Annotated in this window: 16 protein-coding genes; 9 read left to right on the forward strand and 7 right to left on the reverse strand. The window is 68.8% G+C overall.

Annotation, left to right across the window (positions count from 1 at the left end; all coding sequences use genetic code 11):
• The first annotated feature begins 14 nt into the window (after positions 1-14).
• Together HII28_RS12340 and HII28_RS12345 are read left to right on the forward strand one after the other, a co-directional pair.
• Positions 15-866 (forward strand): ABC transporter ATP-binding protein, encoded by an 852-nt coding sequence (locus tag HII28_RS12340; RefSeq protein ID WP_346769331.1) that lies wholly within the window; start codon positions 15-17, stop codon positions 864-866.
• Positions 850-1566 (forward strand): ABC transporter ATP-binding protein, encoded by a 717-nt coding sequence (locus tag HII28_RS12345; protein ID WP_170025658.1) that lies wholly within the window; start codon positions 850-852, stop codon positions 1564-1566. Before HII28_RS12340 ends, HII28_RS12345 begins: the two co-directional genes overlap by 17 nt.
• 105 nt (positions 1567-1671) lie before the next feature.
• Here HII28_RS12345 and HII28_RS12350 read toward each other — a convergent pair whose 3' ends face one another.
• The 3 genes from HII28_RS12350 to HII28_RS12360 form a co-directional block, all read right to left on the reverse strand.
• Positions 1672-2727, reverse strand: a complete 1056-nt coding sequence (locus tag HII28_RS12350; RefSeq protein WP_170025659.1) for an NAD-dependent epimerase/dehydratase family protein — start codon at positions 2725-2727, stop codon at positions 1672-1674.
• Positions 2728-2869: 142 nt separating this feature from the next.
• Positions 2870-3604 carry a DUF4232 domain-containing protein gene (locus HII28_RS12355; RefSeq protein ID WP_170025660.1) on the reverse strand — a complete coding sequence of 245 codons (735 nt, stop codon included), beginning with the start codon at positions 3602-3604 and terminating at the stop codon, positions 2870-2872.
• Between the two features lie 310 nt (positions 3605-3914).
• Positions 3915-4859, reverse strand: coding sequence for an FAD-dependent monooxygenase (locus tag HII28_RS12360; RefSeq protein ID WP_170025661.1), 945 nt, complete (start codon positions 4857-4859; stop codon positions 3915-3917).
• Between the two features lie 65 nt (positions 4860-4924).
• Here HII28_RS12360 and HII28_RS12365 point away from each other — a divergent pair, with 65 nt between their 5' ends.
• Positions 4925-5494 carry a PadR family transcriptional regulator gene (locus HII28_RS12365; protein WP_170025662.1) on the forward strand — a complete coding sequence of 190 codons (570 nt, stop codon included), beginning with the start codon at positions 4925-4927 and terminating at the stop codon, positions 5492-5494.
• Positions 5495-5553: 59 nt separating this feature from the next.
• Here the strand turns inward: HII28_RS12365 and HII28_RS12370 are convergent, their stop codons facing one another.
• Complete coding sequence (locus tag HII28_RS12370; protein WP_170025663.1) at positions 5554-6177, reverse strand: GNAT family protein; 624 nt, start codon at positions 6175-6177, stop codon at positions 5554-5556.
• A gap of 88 nt (positions 6178-6265) precedes the next feature.
• Positions 6266-7552, reverse strand: a complete 1287-nt coding sequence (locus HII28_RS12375) for a glutamyl-tRNA reductase (protein ID WP_170025664.1) — start codon at positions 7550-7552, stop codon at positions 6266-6268.
• Between the two features lie 369 nt (positions 7553-7921).
• On the opposite strand from HII28_RS12375, the gene HII28_RS12380 reads away from it, so the two are divergent.
• The 6 genes from HII28_RS12380 to HII28_RS12405 all read left to right on the forward strand — a co-directional run bounded on the left by HII28_RS12380 (position 7922) and on the right by HII28_RS12405 (position 14625).
• Complete coding sequence (locus tag HII28_RS12380; RefSeq protein WP_170025665.1) at positions 7922-10429, forward strand: hypothetical protein; 2508 nt, start codon at positions 7922-7924, stop codon at positions 10427-10429.
• Between the two features lie 114 nt (positions 10430-10543).
• Positions 10544-11704, forward strand: a complete 1161-nt coding sequence (hemE, locus tag HII28_RS12385; protein ID WP_170026124.1) for a uroporphyrinogen decarboxylase — start codon at positions 10544-10546, stop codon at positions 11702-11704.
• The gene (locus HII28_RS12390) at positions 11701-13362 is read left to right on the forward strand and encodes an FAD-dependent oxidoreductase (protein ID WP_170025666.1); all 1662 of its coding nucleotides are present in this window, start codon (positions 11701-11703) and stop codon (positions 13360-13362) included. The genes hemE and HII28_RS12390 overlap by 4 nt, the downstream gene beginning before the upstream one ends.
• 51 nt (positions 13363-13413) lie before the next feature.
• On the forward strand, positions 13414-13887 hold the full coding sequence (locus tag HII28_RS12395) for a YtxH domain-containing protein (protein WP_170025667.1): 474 nt from the start codon (positions 13414-13416) through the stop codon (positions 13885-13887).
• On the forward strand, positions 13887-14315 hold the full coding sequence (locus HII28_RS12400) for a phage holin family protein (protein WP_170025668.1): 429 nt from the start codon (positions 13887-13889) through the stop codon (positions 14313-14315). Before HII28_RS12395 ends, HII28_RS12400 begins: the two co-directional genes overlap by 1 nt.
• Positions 14305-14625, forward strand: coding sequence for a DUF3618 domain-containing protein (locus tag HII28_RS12405; protein ID WP_170025669.1), 321 nt, complete (start codon positions 14305-14307; stop codon positions 14623-14625). Before HII28_RS12400 ends, HII28_RS12405 begins: the two co-directional genes overlap by 11 nt.
• A gap of 20 nt (positions 14626-14645) precedes the next feature.
• Here HII28_RS12405 and HII28_RS12410 read toward each other — a convergent pair whose 3' ends face one another.
• Positions 14646-15215, reverse strand: a complete 570-nt coding sequence (locus HII28_RS12410) for a septum formation family protein (protein WP_170025670.1) — start codon at positions 15213-15215, stop codon at positions 14646-14648.
• Between the two features lie 185 nt (positions 15216-15400).
• Positions 15401-15673 carry a hypothetical protein gene (locus tag HII28_RS12415; RefSeq protein ID WP_170025671.1) on the reverse strand — a complete coding sequence of 91 codons (273 nt, stop codon included), beginning with the start codon at positions 15671-15673 and terminating at the stop codon, positions 15401-15403.
• Positions 15674-15795: the final 122 nt, after the last annotated feature.

The following is a 15795-nucleotide window of genomic DNA, read 5'->3' on the forward strand; positions in this document are numbered from 1 at the left end:
CCGAGAATGCGGCGATACTCGCCGAGGCCGGCGTCGACGAGGAGCTCGCGGAGGCGGCGGCATCCGAACGCGACATCGCCGTCGAAGTGGGAGAGAAACTCGTCGAGGTGAAGGCCGTCACGGTGAAGTTCGGCGGCCTCACGGCCCTCGACGACGTGACGTTCCACATCAACCGCGGCGAGATCCTCGGTTTGATCGGGCCCAATGGCGCGGGCAAAACGACGGCGTTCAACGCGATGACAGGCGTCTACAAGCCGACCAACGGCGACGTGCTCATGGAGGGCGCGTCGATCAAGGGCAAGAAGCAGCACAAGATCACGCGCGCCGGCCTCGCGCGCACGTTCCAGAACATCCGTCTCTTCGGTGAGATGACGGCGCTGGAGAACGTCGTCGTGGGCCTGGACGCCCGTCACAAGACGAGCGTGCCCGGCGCCCTGGTGCGCAGCCCACGTCACTATCGGGAGGAGAAGTCCTCGATCGAGCGCGGCATGGCGCTCCTGGAGTTCGTCGGCATCGCGGACTCCGCCGACACGCTGTCCAGGCACCTGCCGTACGGCAGCCAGCGTCGTCTCGAGATCGCGCGTGCGCTGGCGACGGATCCGAAGGTGCTCTGCCTCGACGAACCGGCGGCCGGATTCAATCCGGCGGAGAAGGATCAGCTGATGGACCTGATCCGCACGATCCGCGCCGACGGATACACCGTGCTGCTCATCGAGCACGACATGCGGCTCGTGATGGGCGTCTGCGACAGGATCGTCGTGCTGGAGTTCGGAAAGAAGATCGCGGACGGATCCCCCACCGAGGTGCGCAACGACCCTCGTGTGATCTCCGCCTACCTGGGAGAGCCCGATGACGACGCTGCTTGAACTGAAGGACGTCGTGGTCGGCTACGGCCGGATCGAGGCGCTGCACGGCCTGTCGTTCACCGTTCAGGAGGGCGAGATCGTCTCTCTGATCGGGGCGAACGGCGCCGGCAAGACCACGACGATGAAGGCGATCTCTGGACTGCTCAACCTGACCAAGGGCTCGATCACCTTCGACGGTCAGGACATCAGCAAGACGAAGGCGCACGTGCGGGTCGTCAGGGGGATATCGCAGGCACCGGAGGGCCGCGGGATCTTCCCAGGCATGACGGTGCTCGAGAACCTCGACATGGGGACGTACGGACGCAAGGATCGCACGGGAGTCAAGGAGGACCTGGACCGGGTGTTCGGCCTGTTCCCGCGACTCATGGAGCGCAAAACGCAGCTCGGCGGCACGATGTCCGGCGGCGAGCAGCAGATGCTCGCGATCGGCAGGGCGCTCATGGGCCGCCCGCGGCTGTTGCTGCTGGACGAGCCGTCGATGGGTCTCGCGCCCCAGTTCATCAAGCAGATCTTCCGCATCATCTCCGAGATCAACGAGCAGGGCACCACGATCCTGCTCGTCGAGCAGAACGCGAACCAGGCGCTGGCTCGCGCGGACCGCGCCTTCGTGCTGGAGACCGGCACGATCACACACAGTGGGACGGGCAAGGAACTGCTGGCGAACACCGCCATCAAGGAGGCGTACCTGGGCGTCGCGTGACGCCGGGCATCCTTCTTCGGGTGTCGTCGGTCGGGCTCGTCGAAACCAGGGCGCAGGCGCTGTGTGTGCCAGCGGGGTTCCGGCAAGCTCGACCGGTGGCGGGGATCAGCGATGCGCGAGGAACTCGTCTTCCGCTTCGTAGTCGAACCAGGCATCCGCACCGTATCGCCGCACGAGATGTGGAAAGAGCGCGCGCCAGGATGTCTGGCGCCGGTTCGCCCCGTTGACGACGTCGACGATCCATTCGACGTCGTCGTGCACCGCCGTACGGTACGGCGCGGGAGCCGTGTACCCGAGCTCGTCCTCGGCGCGGCGCGTGCTCAGCACGATCGGATGCGGCGTCGACCACGGCGTGCTGCCCACGCCGCGCGCCGGAGCGCCTGGAACGGGGACGAGTTCCACGCTGTGTCCCATCGCGTCGAACACGGCATTCGCGATGTCCGCCACCGTCACGTCGTCGTCGGCCACGTTGAGCACGCGTTTGGCGGGAACCTCTGCGCACAGCCGCGCGAGCTCCGCGATCGCGGCCGTCGAGGTCGGGCTGAACCGGCTCGTGCCGTCGTAGGCGAGCACCGCTTGCTCGCGATGGTCGCGTGCCCGCTTCACGAAGTACCACTCGCGCAGCGCGACGCTGAACGGTCCGTGCACCGCGCCCGGCCGCAGGATGCTCACCGGCAGCTCGTCCGCATCGAGGAGCGTCCGTTCCAGCCGCGCCTTGAGCACGCCGTACGTCGGGGCGCCTTCCGTGACGGTGGGCTGCGATTCGTCGATGGGGTCGGGGAAGCGCGGCATGGCATCCTCGCTGGTCGCCGTGTCGAGGCTGCGTCCGTCGGCATCCTGGTAGACGGCGCCGGTAGAGATGACGACGAGGGATCCGACCAGCCCGGCCAGCTGCGCGAGCTGCTGAGCGTGCCGCGGTTCGTAGGCCACGGCATCCAGCACGAGGTCGTGGCCGTCGGCGAGCGGGATGAGCGTCTCCGTGTCATTGCGGTCGAGGCGCACGGTGGTCACGTCGAGGTCGGTCAGCATCGAATCACCCTCGTGAGCGCCGCGATGGGCGATCATCACCGACCAGCCGTGCTCGGCGAGCCGGCGAGCCGTTGCGGCCCCGATCTGTCCGGTGCCGCCGATGATGAAAGCCGTCTTGACCCCGCCCGCCATACGACAACGCTAGTCGTGGCGGGAATGACGGGGGTATGCCGGTTCGTCGGCCGAAATGGTCACCCAGCGGCTTCGTGGACACCGTCGAGCGGCGGTTCCTCGTCGTGGTCGGGCGGCGGTCCGCACGGCTTCCGCGCTACGTCTACTGCGGGGGAGCGACCGGAGAAATGACCGTGAGCAGATGCACGTTCGCGTTCTGGCAGGCGGTCAGGTTCGACGCCTTCACGAACACGGCTTTCGTGGAGTGCGGCGGATAGATGCGCAGCCCGTCGGCCGCGAGGGGCTGGCATTCGCTCGGGTCGTAGTTGCCCGCTTGCGCGATCTTGAGGTTCGACACCACGACGGTTCCCGGCTGGAGCGTGTTCTGCACGATGGTCTGCGACGTGTCCCAGTCGGCCGGCGCGCCGAGCTGCGTGCCGTTCCCGTTGCCGACGAACGAGACGCCGGGGAACCCGTGCAACTCGCACGCCTTCGAGGACGTGTTGGTGAAGTCGATCGGCAGGTACTCGCTGCCGGCCGCGCCGCTCGGGGTTCCGAGCGTAACGGACAGGTCGTCCACCGAGCACGTGGGCGTCGCACCCGAGGTGGCCGTTGAGGTGGGAGTCGCCGTACTCGTCTGCGTCGGGCTCGCGGTGGGCGTGACCGTCGGGCTCGACGTCGGCGATCCCTTGCTCCCGTTCGCGAACGCCATGACGGCGATCAGTACGAGCAGGGCGACCACAACGACCGCCAGGACGATGATCGCGATCGTGCGACCGCGGATGCCCTTGCGCGCCGTGTCCGGATCTTCCGAACCATCCGGTCCGCCTGATCCGTCATCACCGCCGGTTCCGCCCCCGTCGCCGAGCGGTTCGGGGAATCCCTGCTGATCGCTCATTGCCCCATCGTGCACCGGATCCGTGAAGCAGCCCCGGCGAATCGCCCCGCTGGTTCATAGGCGATACCGAAGTCGGTGCCGCCGCGAACATCGCGTCGGATCGTCATCCGCTCGTCATCCCGCCTGACGCGCGCTTCCCTGTGCCACCGATTCTTCGAACTCGATGCGATGGTCGGAGGGATCGAAGGTGACGACCGGTGCCTCCGAGGTCTTGCCGGCCTTGTTTCGGTTCGCTGCTGCGGCCATCTCGGCGACCGCTTCGACGCGAGGACGTCGAAGGTCTTCGTAGGTGCTGATGGCCAGGCCGATGTCAGGCAGGTCCCGAAGACACCTGGCGAGCTCGAGCGCACTCTCCAGCGCCAGCGATGCCCCTTGTCCAGAGGTGGAGGACGGCGCATGAGCGGAATCGCCGACGAGCACCATGCCAGTGCGGAACCGGTGGCATGCGCAGCATGGGACCCGTGGTGACCAGGTCGTCCGGCGTGGACAGGGCGAGCAGGTCCTCTGCCGGGTAGAGGCCGGCGTACTCGGCACGCAGCCGAGCGAGCCACGACGAGCTCGGCGTCCCCTCGATCTGCCGCCAGGAGGTCTCCTCCGCACGGGGAAGTGCCGCATACCAGCAGATGCGTCCGTCCGGCAGTCTCCAGTAGCCGAGGAACCGCCGGCCGAAGGCGAAGTTCATGACCCCTGGGTCGGCAGACGTGGCGCCCGCGTCCGTGATCCCACCGAAACCGAGGACGCCCTCGTAGACGGGATCGGGGGCGTCCGGATCGATGATGCCGCGCACGGTGGAATGGATGCCGTCCGCGCCCACGACGAGGTCCGTCGCGAGCTCGGCGCCGTCCTCGAAATGGGCGACGACCCCGTCGGACGCAGCCTCGGCACCGACGAGCCGACGACCGTATTCGACGCGGGATCCGGCCCGAGCGGCATGGTCGGCGAGTATGCCGGACAGTGCGTCTCGTGCCATGACGAAACCGCTGCTCGGATACCGGGCGAAGGTCTGCCCGCCCGCATCGGACATGTGAACCTCGAAGGTCCGCTGTGCTTCGGCATCCACGGACGAGGCCACCCCGAGGGTTCGCAGTACGTCGTAGCCGTTGGACGCGAGCGTGATGACGGCACCGACGCCGTCGGCGGGCCCTGGATGCGATTCGACGATCGTGGAACGGATGCCGACCTTCGCGAGAGCGAGAGCAGCTGCCGGGCCGGCGACACCGGCGCCGACGATGAGAGCTGACCGAACGGAACTCATGATGCACGCTCCTATAGTTGATTTCAACTAATCGAATTCAACTATAACTCTGATACCCTCGGATGGTGTCCCGACGACAACTGCGCACGCCGCTCGCCGTCGTCGTGCTCGGCATGCTGACCGAGGAGCCGCTCCACGGATACGCCATGCGCCGCCGTATCGAGGAACGTGCGTACGACCGGCTGCCCGGCGTGAAGACGTCGTCGCTGTACGACGCGATCCGTCGCCTCGACGCGGCGGGTCTCATCGACAGCGGCGGGACCGACCGAGACGGCAACCGTCCGGACCGCACGCGCTTCGCGATCACGCCTCAGGGGGCTGCCGCTCTGACCGCGTGGCTGCAGGAAACCCTCTCCGACGACTCCGACGCCGACGGATTGCCCGCGGCACTGAGCTTCATGTATCCGCTGGGCCGGGAGCAGACGATCGAACTCCTCGGCGGTCGTCTCGAACGGATGTCCGCAACCTTGGAAGCGGACGAGACCGCGCTCCGGAACGCGAATGCCGAGGCGACGAACCCGATCTTCCTGTCGGAGCACGAGTACCAGCTGGCGCGGCGCCGCGCCGAGCGCGCATGGCTCGCGGACTTGCTCACGTCGCTGGAGAGCGGCGCGCTCGTCTGGCCCGTCCGCTGAGTTATCTAGCCGGGCGACGGGAGGGCGTGCACCAGGTGCAGGGTCACCGGGCCCTCTCCCTAGCTCTGCTGTGCCGCCGTGAACTCCGACTCGAGAAGGCCGAAGATGGCGACATCGTGCCACTCGCCCTCGATGTTGTCGCGCTCCCGCAGCAGTGCCTCGCGCGTCATGCCGAGGATCTCGCACAGGCGGGCGGACGCCTCGTTCGCGGCATCCAGTTCCGCGTAGACGCGATGTGCCCCGAGCTCGCCGAAGGCGATACCGAGCAGGGCCGTTGTGGCCTCGGTGGCGAAGCCGCGACCGTGGACGGCCGGATGGAACACCCATCCGATCTCCATCTGGGCGTCCTTCGCGCTCTTGACGGAAATGCTGACGTCGCCGATCACGCGGTGGTCGGTCGAGCCGTCGGTCGCGCTGAGCTCGACCGCGAAGATGAGGCCGTCGCCGTCGCGCGACAGGCGCTCCAGCGCGATGCGCTTCTCGAGGTTCTTGGCCGGCTCGTCGTGGTCGTGCGCCTCCCAGCGGAGGTAGCGGACGACATCCGTGCGCTTCTGGTAGTTCTCGCTGCGGTGCTCGAGGTCCGCCTTGGTGAGCGGGCGCAGTCGCAGTCGCTCGGTGGCGATCTCGCGAGTCTCGAAGGGAAGTGCCAGCAATCCGGCCCCGATCGTCGTCTCGGATGTCATGGTCTGGTCCGTCCCCTCGTCGATGCTCCCGACGGGTCGCACAGTCTCGCTCGCACGTCGTCGGGAAGCTTCTACGGCATCCGCCCGATCAGGATGCCGTGCCTTCGTCAGCAACGATACGCAGGGTGGGCCGTGCTTCCGAATCGAGGCCGAACACGGCGTTCACACCGGCGATGAACGCCTCCGCCTCGCCGTCCCTTGCGAGCTCGCGGGCGCGTGATGACGGCGTGTGGAGGAGCACTCCGACGAGGTGGCGCAAGGCGGCCTCTGCCTGGCCTTCCGGATCCCCGCGGCGCTTGGCACGCTCGATCTCCGCGTCGAGAAGCTCGAACACGTGGGACCTCAGCGCGACGACCGCGGGCTCTGCTGTGAACTCGTCGCCCTTCGCGGCGAACTCGGCGGCCGCGTCGCTCACGATCTCGCGCGCGCGGTCGGTGGCGGTGAAGTCTTCGAGCGGTGCGTGAAGGCCGATGGTCTCAAGGTCTAGCAGCTCGGTGCCGGAGACCCAGGCGACCTCGCGGTCGACGTTGCGCGGAAGGCCGAGATCGACGATGAGCCGGTGCACGACGGCATCCGGCAGGTGGCTCGCCTTCTCCACGAGCTCGCGGTCGAGCAGCACGGTCGGGGCCACGCTGCACGTGACGACGAGATCGGATGCCGCGACGGCCTCTACGAGTCCGTCGCGATCCACCGCGGTGATCTCGTGCTTCAGGGCGAATGCCTGCGCTCGTCCGGTGCGCGACCAGACGCGCACGTCCTCTGCACCGCGATCGCGAAGCGCTTTGAGGCTCGCGGCCGCGTAGTTGCCTGTGCCGACGAGCAGGATGCGGGCGGTGGACCAGTCGGCGATGCGGCTTTCGGCGAGTTCCAGGGCGAGGCGGACGATCGAACGTCCGGCCGACCCGACCTTCGTGCCGTTCTTGACGTCGCGCGAGACACGCGATGCGTTCTGGAACAGGCGCTCGAGTTCACGGGTCGAGCTGCCATGGTGTCGCGCATTCTCGAGGGCGCGCCGCACCTGTCCGGCGATCTCGCCCTCACCCACGACGAGAGACTCGAGACCGCTGGCCACGGAGAAGAGATGGTCGGCGACGGCGCGGTGGTGAACCACGGCTGTGGATGCGCGCAGCTCATCGGACGCGACGCCGGTGGCGTCGCTGACGGCGGCGAGGGCGAGGTCGGCGGCATTCGCTGCGGTGGCATCCGTCACCTCGAGGTAGGCCTCGAAGCGGTTGCAGGTGGCCAGCACGACGGAGCCCGCGAAGGCATCCGTGCGCGCTCGCAGTGCAGCGTCGACGTCACCCGCGTGCCGTTCGAGCCGCTCGAGGAGTTCGAAGTCAGCCGTGCGGTGGCTCGCGGTGAAGCAGAGAAGCACGGGTTAGATGGTACGCCGCGAAAACTGTGCGTTTCACCGTCATGACGCTGATGGTCGGGTGGGTCCGGGGCGGATCCCGGCGTGCGGTATCCGATCGGCCACCCCCGGACGGGTGATATCCGACAGGTGTCCCCGATCTTAAAATGCGAGGAACTCTCACGTTTGGGTGCCTTTCGGCGATCGGAGGATGCCGTGGCCCGGCTCCCTGCCCAACGGCGCCGCCCGTCCCCGGATGCGGAACGCCACGTCCTGACCTCGCCCGGGCAGCTCGCGCCGGATGTGACGCCTCCGACTCCGACCGGCTTGCGGCCGACGCACGGCACGAACCCGGCGCGCATGAGGGGGCGAACGGGAAGAGGTCGGATCCTCGTGGCCGCGCTGATCGGAGCGCTGCTCTGCGCTCCTGCTCTCCTCGCGGGCATCGCCCCCGCTTCGGCCCACGACGGATCCGGAGACGGAGATCACCTGGTTCCCGTCGTCATCACCTCGCCGGCGGACGGATCGACGGTGCCTGGACCCGTTTCCACCATCGCCGGACAGGGCGGACCGGCCACCGCACTGGTGGTCTTCGTCGACTGGCGTCCCTGGTGCGCGACGCCGACCGCCGGGCGTTCCTGGTCGTGCTCCGGATCCGCGATCACCGCGCCGGGCCTCCACCACGTCGAGGTCTTCCGCCGCGCCGACGACGATCACCGCGACGGTGGGAACGAAGGCGACGACAACGACTGGTGGAACCACGACGGTGGCCGGCTGGGATTCTCCACCTTCACCATCGCGACGCCGCCTCCGGCCCCCCTGGCACCCGGCATCCGCTCCATCGCGAACGTGTCGGGCGGGGTGATGCGCGTTGCGGCGTCGGCCGCGGCGTCAGGGATCACGATCAGCGGAACGGCCGTGTACGACCCGCACTATGCGGCATCCGTCGCTGTCTCGGGCGCCGGCAGTTGTTCGGCCGGCGTCGCCGCCAATGGAACGTTCTCGTGCACGCTGCCCGGGACGGGCCCCGGCTCGTATCCGGTCACGGTGCGCGAGACGATCGCGGGGGCATGCGCCTCCGCAGGCTTCACCCTGAGCGTGCGCGACGACACGCCTGCACCGACGCCCGAAAAGCCCGATGTGCTGAGCGTCACGGGTGCGCACGCCGGGGTGGAGTCCATTTCCGCGTCGTCGGAGGCGACTGGTCTGGTCGTTTCCGGCAGCGCGGTGTACGACCCGCATTACCCGGCGACCGTCACTGTCGCGCTCACGGATGCCGGCACCGGCTGCACCGCGTCCGTCGCGCCCAACGGCACCTTCTCGTGCACCCTGCCGCCGGCCGCTGTCGGAGTGCACACCCTGACCGTGACGGAGACGATCGCCGGAGTCTCGGACACCGAGTCCGTTTCGCTCACGGTCAGCGATGACTCGGCGCACCCTGCCGGGCTGCTGACGTTCGGATCCTGGAGCCTCACCGTCACGGATCGCTTCGGCGCGGCGCTCGGATCCCGCACCGTCGCACCGGGCGGCACCATCATCGTGAACGGATACGGCGTGGCAGCCTCCGCGTCCATCACCATCGAGCTGCACTCGACGCCGGTCGTGCTCGCCCGCCTGCAGTCGGGATCCGCAGGCACATTCCGGCAGACGAGCATCGTCCCGGCCGACACGCCCGCCGGCGACCACACCGTGGTCGTACGGCTGAGCGCTCCCGGATACGCCGACGACGAACGCGACTTCCCGCTCACGGTGACCTCGCCGGCTGCGGCGGTTGCCCCGATCGCGCCAGCGGAGACGGCCAAGCAGGTGGCGGCGGCACCTCCGAGCGAGCCGTCGCCGTCGGCATCCCCGCAGGCGGATGCCCCGAAGACGTACGAGGTGCACAACACGGCGAAGCACGATCCGGGGGAGCGCACGATCCTCTCGCAGCTGCCGACGCTGAGCCAGATCCAGCTCGGGCCTCCACAGGCCGCGGCCGCTGGCGGGATCGTCGTCGGGCTGATCTTCCTCATCGCCCTTCCCGCCGTGCTGCTGGAAGCGACCCTCCGTGAGAACTACGAGCGCATTTTCCGGTTCGCCGAACCGGTGCGCCGCGTCATGCGGCCGCTCGGCACGCGCATCACAGGGCACCGCAGCGGATTCTGGGCCTGGGTCGCGCTCTACACCGTGATCGTGGGATTCATCCTGTCGTTCGCGGATCCCAACGCCGGGATCGACGCCGTCGGACTCCGGCTCGTGCTGGCGCTCGTGACGGCGCAGGTCGTGCACGACCTCGTGCTGGTGCTGATCACGAGCAGGCTGGCGCGATCCTCGCTGCGTGTGACGGTGACGCCGGTGCTGCGGCCGGGCGGGATCCTGTTCGTCGTCGGAGGCGTCATCCTGACCCGCGCGCTCGGCCTCGAGCCCGGCGTGCTGTTCGGCGCGTGGCTGGTGCTGATGGCGCTCAGCAGCACCGGGCGCGAACGCGGACATCTGGCCCTGACCAGGTGCATCGTGCTCCTCACCGTGGGTGTCGCAGCGTGGATCTGGTACAGCATCCTCTCCGCACCGTACGAGACGTACTGGCAGCTGCTGGGAACCGAGTCGCTCTCCGCGGTGATGGTCGGGGCGATGAGCGAGCTCGTTGTGGTCATGCTCCCGATGCACTTCCTGGAGGGTCACGAGATCTGGGAGTGGTCGAAGAAGGCGTGGTTCGCCATCTACGCGGTCGTTGCGGTGATCTTCGCTGTCGTCGTGCTGCCGCAGCCCGAGTCGTGGATCGATCTCACCGGCCCGGCCATCGCCCTCGGCGCCGTGTTCGGCTCGTTCGGCGTGCTCTGCATCGGGGTGTGGGCGTACTTCCGATTCACGACGTCGAAGGACGCGATGGAACGCGAAGAGGAGCGCGACGTCGCCGGCTGATCCGCGTTCCTCGTACGCAGACATGAAGGCTGTGCCGGATTCCGGCCGCGCGACGGCCGTCCAGGTGCGGGTGTGAGAATCGAGTACGTGACTTTCGCCGATGCGCAGCCCGGGATCGACCGCACCACAGCCCAGCGCGGGCCGTCAGGAGGTCTCGGCGCCGAGCATCCGCTCGTGAAGGGGCTCACCTCGCGGTCCCGCCTGATCACCGCGTACTCCGGCCGTCGGCCCGACGTGCTGCCCGTGTGGTTCATGCGCCAGGCGGGGCGGTCGCTGCCCGAGTACCGCGAACTGCGCATCAGCACCGGCATGCTGAACGCCTGCCTCGATCCAGCGCTGGCCAGCGAGATCACGATGCAGCCGGTGCGCAGGCATGGCGTTGACGCCGGAATCTTCTTCAGCGACATCGTGGTGCCGCTGAAGCTCGCGGGGGTCGACGTCGACATCGTTCCCGGCAAGGGGCCCGTGCTCGGCAAGCCAGTGCGGACGGCGGCGGATGTCGCAGCCCTGCCTCCTGTCCTCCCCGAGGCCCTCGCCCCCGTCGCTGACGGCGTGCGCGCGACGGTCGCCGAGCTGACCGAGCGGGGGGACACCCCGTTGATCGGATTCGCGGGAGCGCCGTTCACTCTCGCCGCATATCTGGTCGAGGGTGGACCGTCGAAGGATCACATCCGCGCCCGCACCCTGATGCACGCGGATCCGGAGACCTGGCACGCCCTCATGGCGTGGGCCGCCGATGTCACGGGAACGTTCCTGCGCGCCCAGGTATTGGCCGGCGCGAGCGCCGCGCAGCTGTTCGACTCGTGGGCCGGCGCTCTGTCGCTGGAGGATTACACACGGCATGTGGCGCCGGCATCCGCTCGCGCGCTGTCGTTCGTGCGCGACCTGTCGTATCCCGACCCGGAACACGCCGCGGATGCCGTGTCGGCGCGCGCTGTGGAGCGGAACGTGCCGATCGTGCACTTCGGAGTCGGCACGAGCGAGCTGCTGCGCGCCATGCACGACATCGGCACCGACGTGATCGGCGTCGACTACCGGGTGCCGCTCGACGAGGCGAGTCGCAGACTCGGCAACATCGTTCCGCTGCAGGGCAACATCGACCCCGCCTATCTGGATGCCCCGTGGCCGGTTCTCGAGGCGCACGTGCGCGACGTCGTGGAGCGCGGTCGAAGCGCGCCGTCGCACGTGCTGAACCTGGGTCACGGTGTTCCGCCCGAGACGGATCCGACGGTGCTCACCCGCATCGTCGAGCTCGTGCACGGACTCGGGGAATGAGCGACACCGCAGGAGGTGCCGCGCACGAAGCGGCACGCGACGCCTTCGAGCACGCCATCACGGATCCGCCGACGCGCGTCGTCGTCATCGGCGGCGGAGCTGCGGGGCTCGTCGCCGCGCGGGAGATCGCGCGTCCCGGATTCGACGTCACCGTTCTGGAAGAGCGGCCGACGCTCGGCGGCAGCGTCGCTCGCCACGAGGTCGCAGGCATCACCCTCGACGCCGGAGCAGAGAGCTTCGCCACCCGCGGCGGACATGTCGCGGCCCTCATCGACGACCTAGGCCTGACCGAGGCTGTGGTGACCCCGCTCGCAGCGGGCGCCTGGCTGCAACTGCCGGGGCGCGCCGTCCCGACGCCCAAGGCGGGAATGCTCGGCATACCGAGCTCGCCGCTCGCGTCCGACGTGATCGCCGCGATCGGCTGGGGCGGAGCCTTGCGCGCGTATCTCGATCGGCTCATGCCCGTGCTGAAGATCGGCGAAGAGCGCAATCTCGGCCGGCTCGTACGTCGCCGCATGGGCGCCGCAGTGCTCGACGAGCTCGTCGCCCCGGTCACGACGGGCGTCTACTCCGCGTCGCCGTACGACCTCGACGTCGCTGTCGCCGCCCCCGGCCTGAACCAAGCGCTGACACGCACGGGCTCGCTGTCCGGCGCAGTGGCCGCGCTGCGCGAGTCGGCCAAGGCCGGCTCAGCCGTCGGCGGACTGATCGGCGGCATGGCCCGCCTCATCGACGTGCTCGCCGCGGATGCCACCGCTCGCGGTGCCCTGCTCCGCACCGGTGTCGACGTGGTCGGGTTGGCGCCGTCGGATACCGCGGGCGATGTGCTCGCCGCATCGGTCGACCAGGTCTTCGGCGACCCAGCGCCGGATGACGCGGCGCCCGACGGCGGCGAGAAGCCGGCTCGATCTGAGGTGGAATCCGCCCGTCCCGCCCCCTGGCGCGTGACGCTCGCCGACGGCGAGTCGATCGACGCGGATGCGGTGCTGCTCGCCGTGCCGTCGGATGCCGCTCTGCGTCTGCTGGGACAGGCATCCGCAACACTCGAACCGCTCGCCGGCCTCGGCTGGCCCGCTGCCTCGACGGTGGACATCGTCACTCTCGTGATCGACGATGCACGGCTCGACACTGCCCCGCGCGGCACAGGGATGCTCGTGGCCGAGACCGTGCCGGCCTCGGAGGTCTCAGCGAAAGCGATGACGCACGTCACCGCGAAATGGCCGTGGGTCGCGCAGCAGCTCCCCGCCGGCCGGCACGTGCTCCGGCTCTCGTACGGACGAGCAGGATCGCCCAGCCCGCTGGAAGGCCTCGACGGCCCGGCCGTCCGCTTGCGCGCCGTGGCCGATGCGTCAACCCTCTTGAATATTCCGCTAGCGGAATCTAATGTCGTCGCATCGGACGTGGTGCGCTGGACCAACGCACTCCCGGTCGCCGCAGAGGGGGAGCGGGAGCGCATCGGTGCGGTGCGCGACGCGGTCGACCGCGTGGACGGACTCGAGGTGACCGGCTCCTGGCTGACCGGGACGGGACTCGCCTCGGTGGTGCCGGACGCGCGCAAGGCGGCCGAACGCGTCCGCGCACTACGCTGGAAGACGCTGACCGACACAGCCGGGACCGACGCAGACGGGCCCGGTGAAGACGCAACCGACAAGAACTGACCGCGCGGCCCGGTCCGACACAGGGCCGAACGCGGCAAGGGTGGGGGCACCATGAAGGGCAAGGTTCTCTTCGTCGTCGGGCTGGGGGTCGGGTACGTTCTCGGCACCCGCGCCGGACGAGAGCGGTACGAGCAGATCAAGTCAGCTGCGCAGCGGGTGTGGGAATCTCCGACCGTGCAGAAGCAGGTGCACACGGTTCAGAACTACGCGGCCGATCGCATCGGCGACCTGGGCACGGTCGTGACGGACGGCCTCAAGCGGGTCGTGACCAATTCGGACGGATCGCGGAGCAGCGCTGCCAGGTCGTCCGCATCCGGCACGCGGTCCGGGTCGGCACGGTCCGGGTCGTCCAGGTCCGGTTCTTCCGCCTCGAAGTCGGGTAGCGCCAAGGCGAGCGGATCGGGCTCGAGCGGATCCAAGAGCTCGGGCGGAAAGTCGTCGGGCGCCAAGTCGGGCGGAGGCTCCGCGTCGAAGTCGAGTGGATCCGGGAGCGGTTCGAGCGGATCGGACGGGCAGGCGTCCTGATGTCAGAGAGCACTCGGCCGTTCGGCTCGGGAACGCGCGACAAGCGCTCGCTCATCCAGCTGATCAAGGAGCTGCCCGGCCTGGTGGTGGCGCTGCTCAAGGCGGAGCTGGCGCAACTGAAGGCGGAGCTCGTCCGCAAGGCGATCAGCGCCGGTATCGGAATCGGGCTGTTCCTCGTCGCGGGCGCCGTGCTGTTCTTCATGCTCGGCACGCTCGTGGCAGCTGCCATCCTCGGCATCGCCGTTGCACTGCCCCCATGGCTGGCGGCGCTCATCGTGGCGGGTGGCCTGCTCGTGATCGCGGCGGTGCTGATCCTCATCGGAGTCGCCGTGCTGAAACGGGGCATGCCGCCCGCGCCGACCGAGACGATCGAGAGCGTGAAGCAAGACGTCAACGCGGTGAAGGGGCTGGGCGACTATGACCGCTGAACCGAGGAGCACGGGCCCGGGGACGACCGGGCAGGGGTCTAGCCCTCAGAACGCGTCCCGCGGTGTCCGGCGAGATGCCGCCGCGGGTGCCGCGAAGGGCAAGGGATCCGATCCAGCAGCCGACGTCGCGGCAGCGAGGGCCGAGCTCGCCGCCACGCTGGATGCGCTCCAGGACAAGCTCAATGTGCCCAAGCGCGTCCGCATCGCCGCTGAGGAGAACCCGATCGGCCTCGGAGCTGTCGCACTCGGCGTCGTTGCTGCGATCGCGGGAGCGGTGTGGCTGGCGATCTGGATGTCGCGGCGCACGTAGCCAGACCTCCCTGGATCACCTCATCCGGCAACCGGCGGCATCCCACTGCCGATGCCCTTGACGCTGCCCGTCGTGTCACCCTGCGTGGAGAACACGACGCAGGTGGCGTGGGTCATGCCTGCTGCCCAGTCGGCCTGGCTCGGGGTGAAGGTGCTGAAGTTGAGCTGCGTGTCGTAGACGTCGACACCGACGTATCCGGCGAAGGCGTTCTGGCAGGCGTCGTCGGACTGCGCCGTCACGGTGTCGTCGCCGGGGAATGCGGGGTCGGGCAGGCCGGGCAGCGCGTACACCTCAGAGGTGTGGGCTTGCGCGCACGGCACGACGGGTGCGGTCGCGGGAGCCTGCTGGTCGGATCCGGCTGGCAGCGTGAGACAGGCGCCGACGGCGAGCGATGCGAACGCCACCGTCGAAGGGCCGGCCGTCGCAGTAGCGCTGGGGGTCGGTGTCGTCGTCGCCGGCGTCGTCGAGACGGATGTCGGCCCCTCGGTGGGTGCGGATCCCGCGGCCGAGCATCCGGCGACCGCACCGAGCACCGCGATACCGACCAGTAGCGACGTTCCGATCCGGACGGCTGCCCTGGCGAGTCCCATGGAACCGCACGCTAGCGTGCGGCGGCATCAGTCGACTGGGAATCGTCTCAGGCGCACGGGAGCGGAACGCCGCGAGCCACGCGCCGCATCCGTCACATGAAAAGGCCGCCCGTCGCCGCGCTCGTGAGCGTCGACGTCGGTCGGCCTGGTGGTGGTTTGTTCGGTTGGTGTGGCCGGGCGGGTTCCTATGCCGCTCGGCGGGCGCGCTGCTTCCACGACACGATCAAGGCCTCGAGCTGGCCGTTCGGGAGGTCGCGCGGATGGTGCGCGAGCTCCTCGGCGAACTGCTGCTGCTCGAGATACGACAGGTTCTGCGCCCACGGGAAGGCAGAGATCACCTTCGCACGGGCATCCATGATCGGCTTGGCCTTGGCGCGGCTCGGGCGTTTGCGCCGCGTGGTCGTGCTCGCAGAGGACTGCTCCGCGACACGGCTGGAGTTCTTCAACGATTCAGACATTTGCATCTATCAACACCACGAAGCCCGGATTTATTCGGTTCATCGCAGGGGATTCCTGCCATTTGTTCAGCATGCGTCCAAAAACGGGGCCCGCCAAGGGGTTGACGGTGCTCACTGAGCAG

This window comes from Planctomonas sp. JC2975 (assembly GCF_012985205.1).
Lineage (GTDB): Bacteria > Actinomycetota > Actinomycetes > Actinomycetales > Microbacteriaceae > Humibacter.

Bases quoted from the DNA above. Each gene is read 5' to 3' on its own strand.
- HII28_RS12360 (WP_170025661.1), bottom strand. From the start codon at position 4,859: ATGAGTTCCGTTCGGTCAGCTCTCATCGTCGGCGCCGGTGTCGCCGGC.
- HII28_RS12415 (WP_170025671.1), bottom strand. From the start codon at position 15,673: ATGTCTGAATCGTTGAAGAACTCCAGCCGTGTCGCGGAGCAGTCCTCT.
- HII28_RS12405 (WP_170025669.1), top strand. From the start codon at position 14,305: ATGACCGCTGAACCGAGGAGCACGGGCCCGGGGACGACCGGGCAGGGG.
- HII28_RS12350 (WP_170025659.1), bottom strand. From the start codon at position 2,727: ATGGCGGGCGGGGTCAAGACGGCTTTCATCATCGGCGGCACCGGACAG.
- HII28_RS12345 (WP_170025658.1), top strand. From the start codon at position 850: ATGACGACGCTGCTTGAACTGAAGGACGTCGTGGTCGGCTACGGCCGG.
- HII28_RS12355 (WP_170025660.1), bottom strand. From the start codon at position 3,604: ATGAGCGATCAGCAGGGATTCCCCGAACCGCTCGGCGACGGGGGCGGA.
- HII28_RS12390 (WP_170025666.1), top strand. From the start codon at position 11,701: ATGAGCGACACCGCAGGAGGTGCCGCGCACGAAGCGGCACGCGACGCC.
- HII28_RS12410 (WP_170025670.1), bottom strand. From the start codon at position 15,215: ATGGGACTCGCCAGGGCAGCCGTCCGGATCGGAACGTCGCTACTGGTC.
- HII28_RS12370 (WP_170025663.1), bottom strand. From the start codon at position 6,177: ATGACATCCGAGACGACGATCGGGGCCGGATTGCTGGCACTTCCCTTC.
- HII28_RS12400 (WP_170025668.1), top strand. From the start codon at position 13,887: ATGTCAGAGAGCACTCGGCCGTTCGGCTCGGGAACGCGCGACAAGCGC.
- HII28_RS12395 (WP_170025667.1), top strand. From the start codon at position 13,414: ATGAAGGGCAAGGTTCTCTTCGTCGTCGGGCTGGGGGTCGGGTACGTT.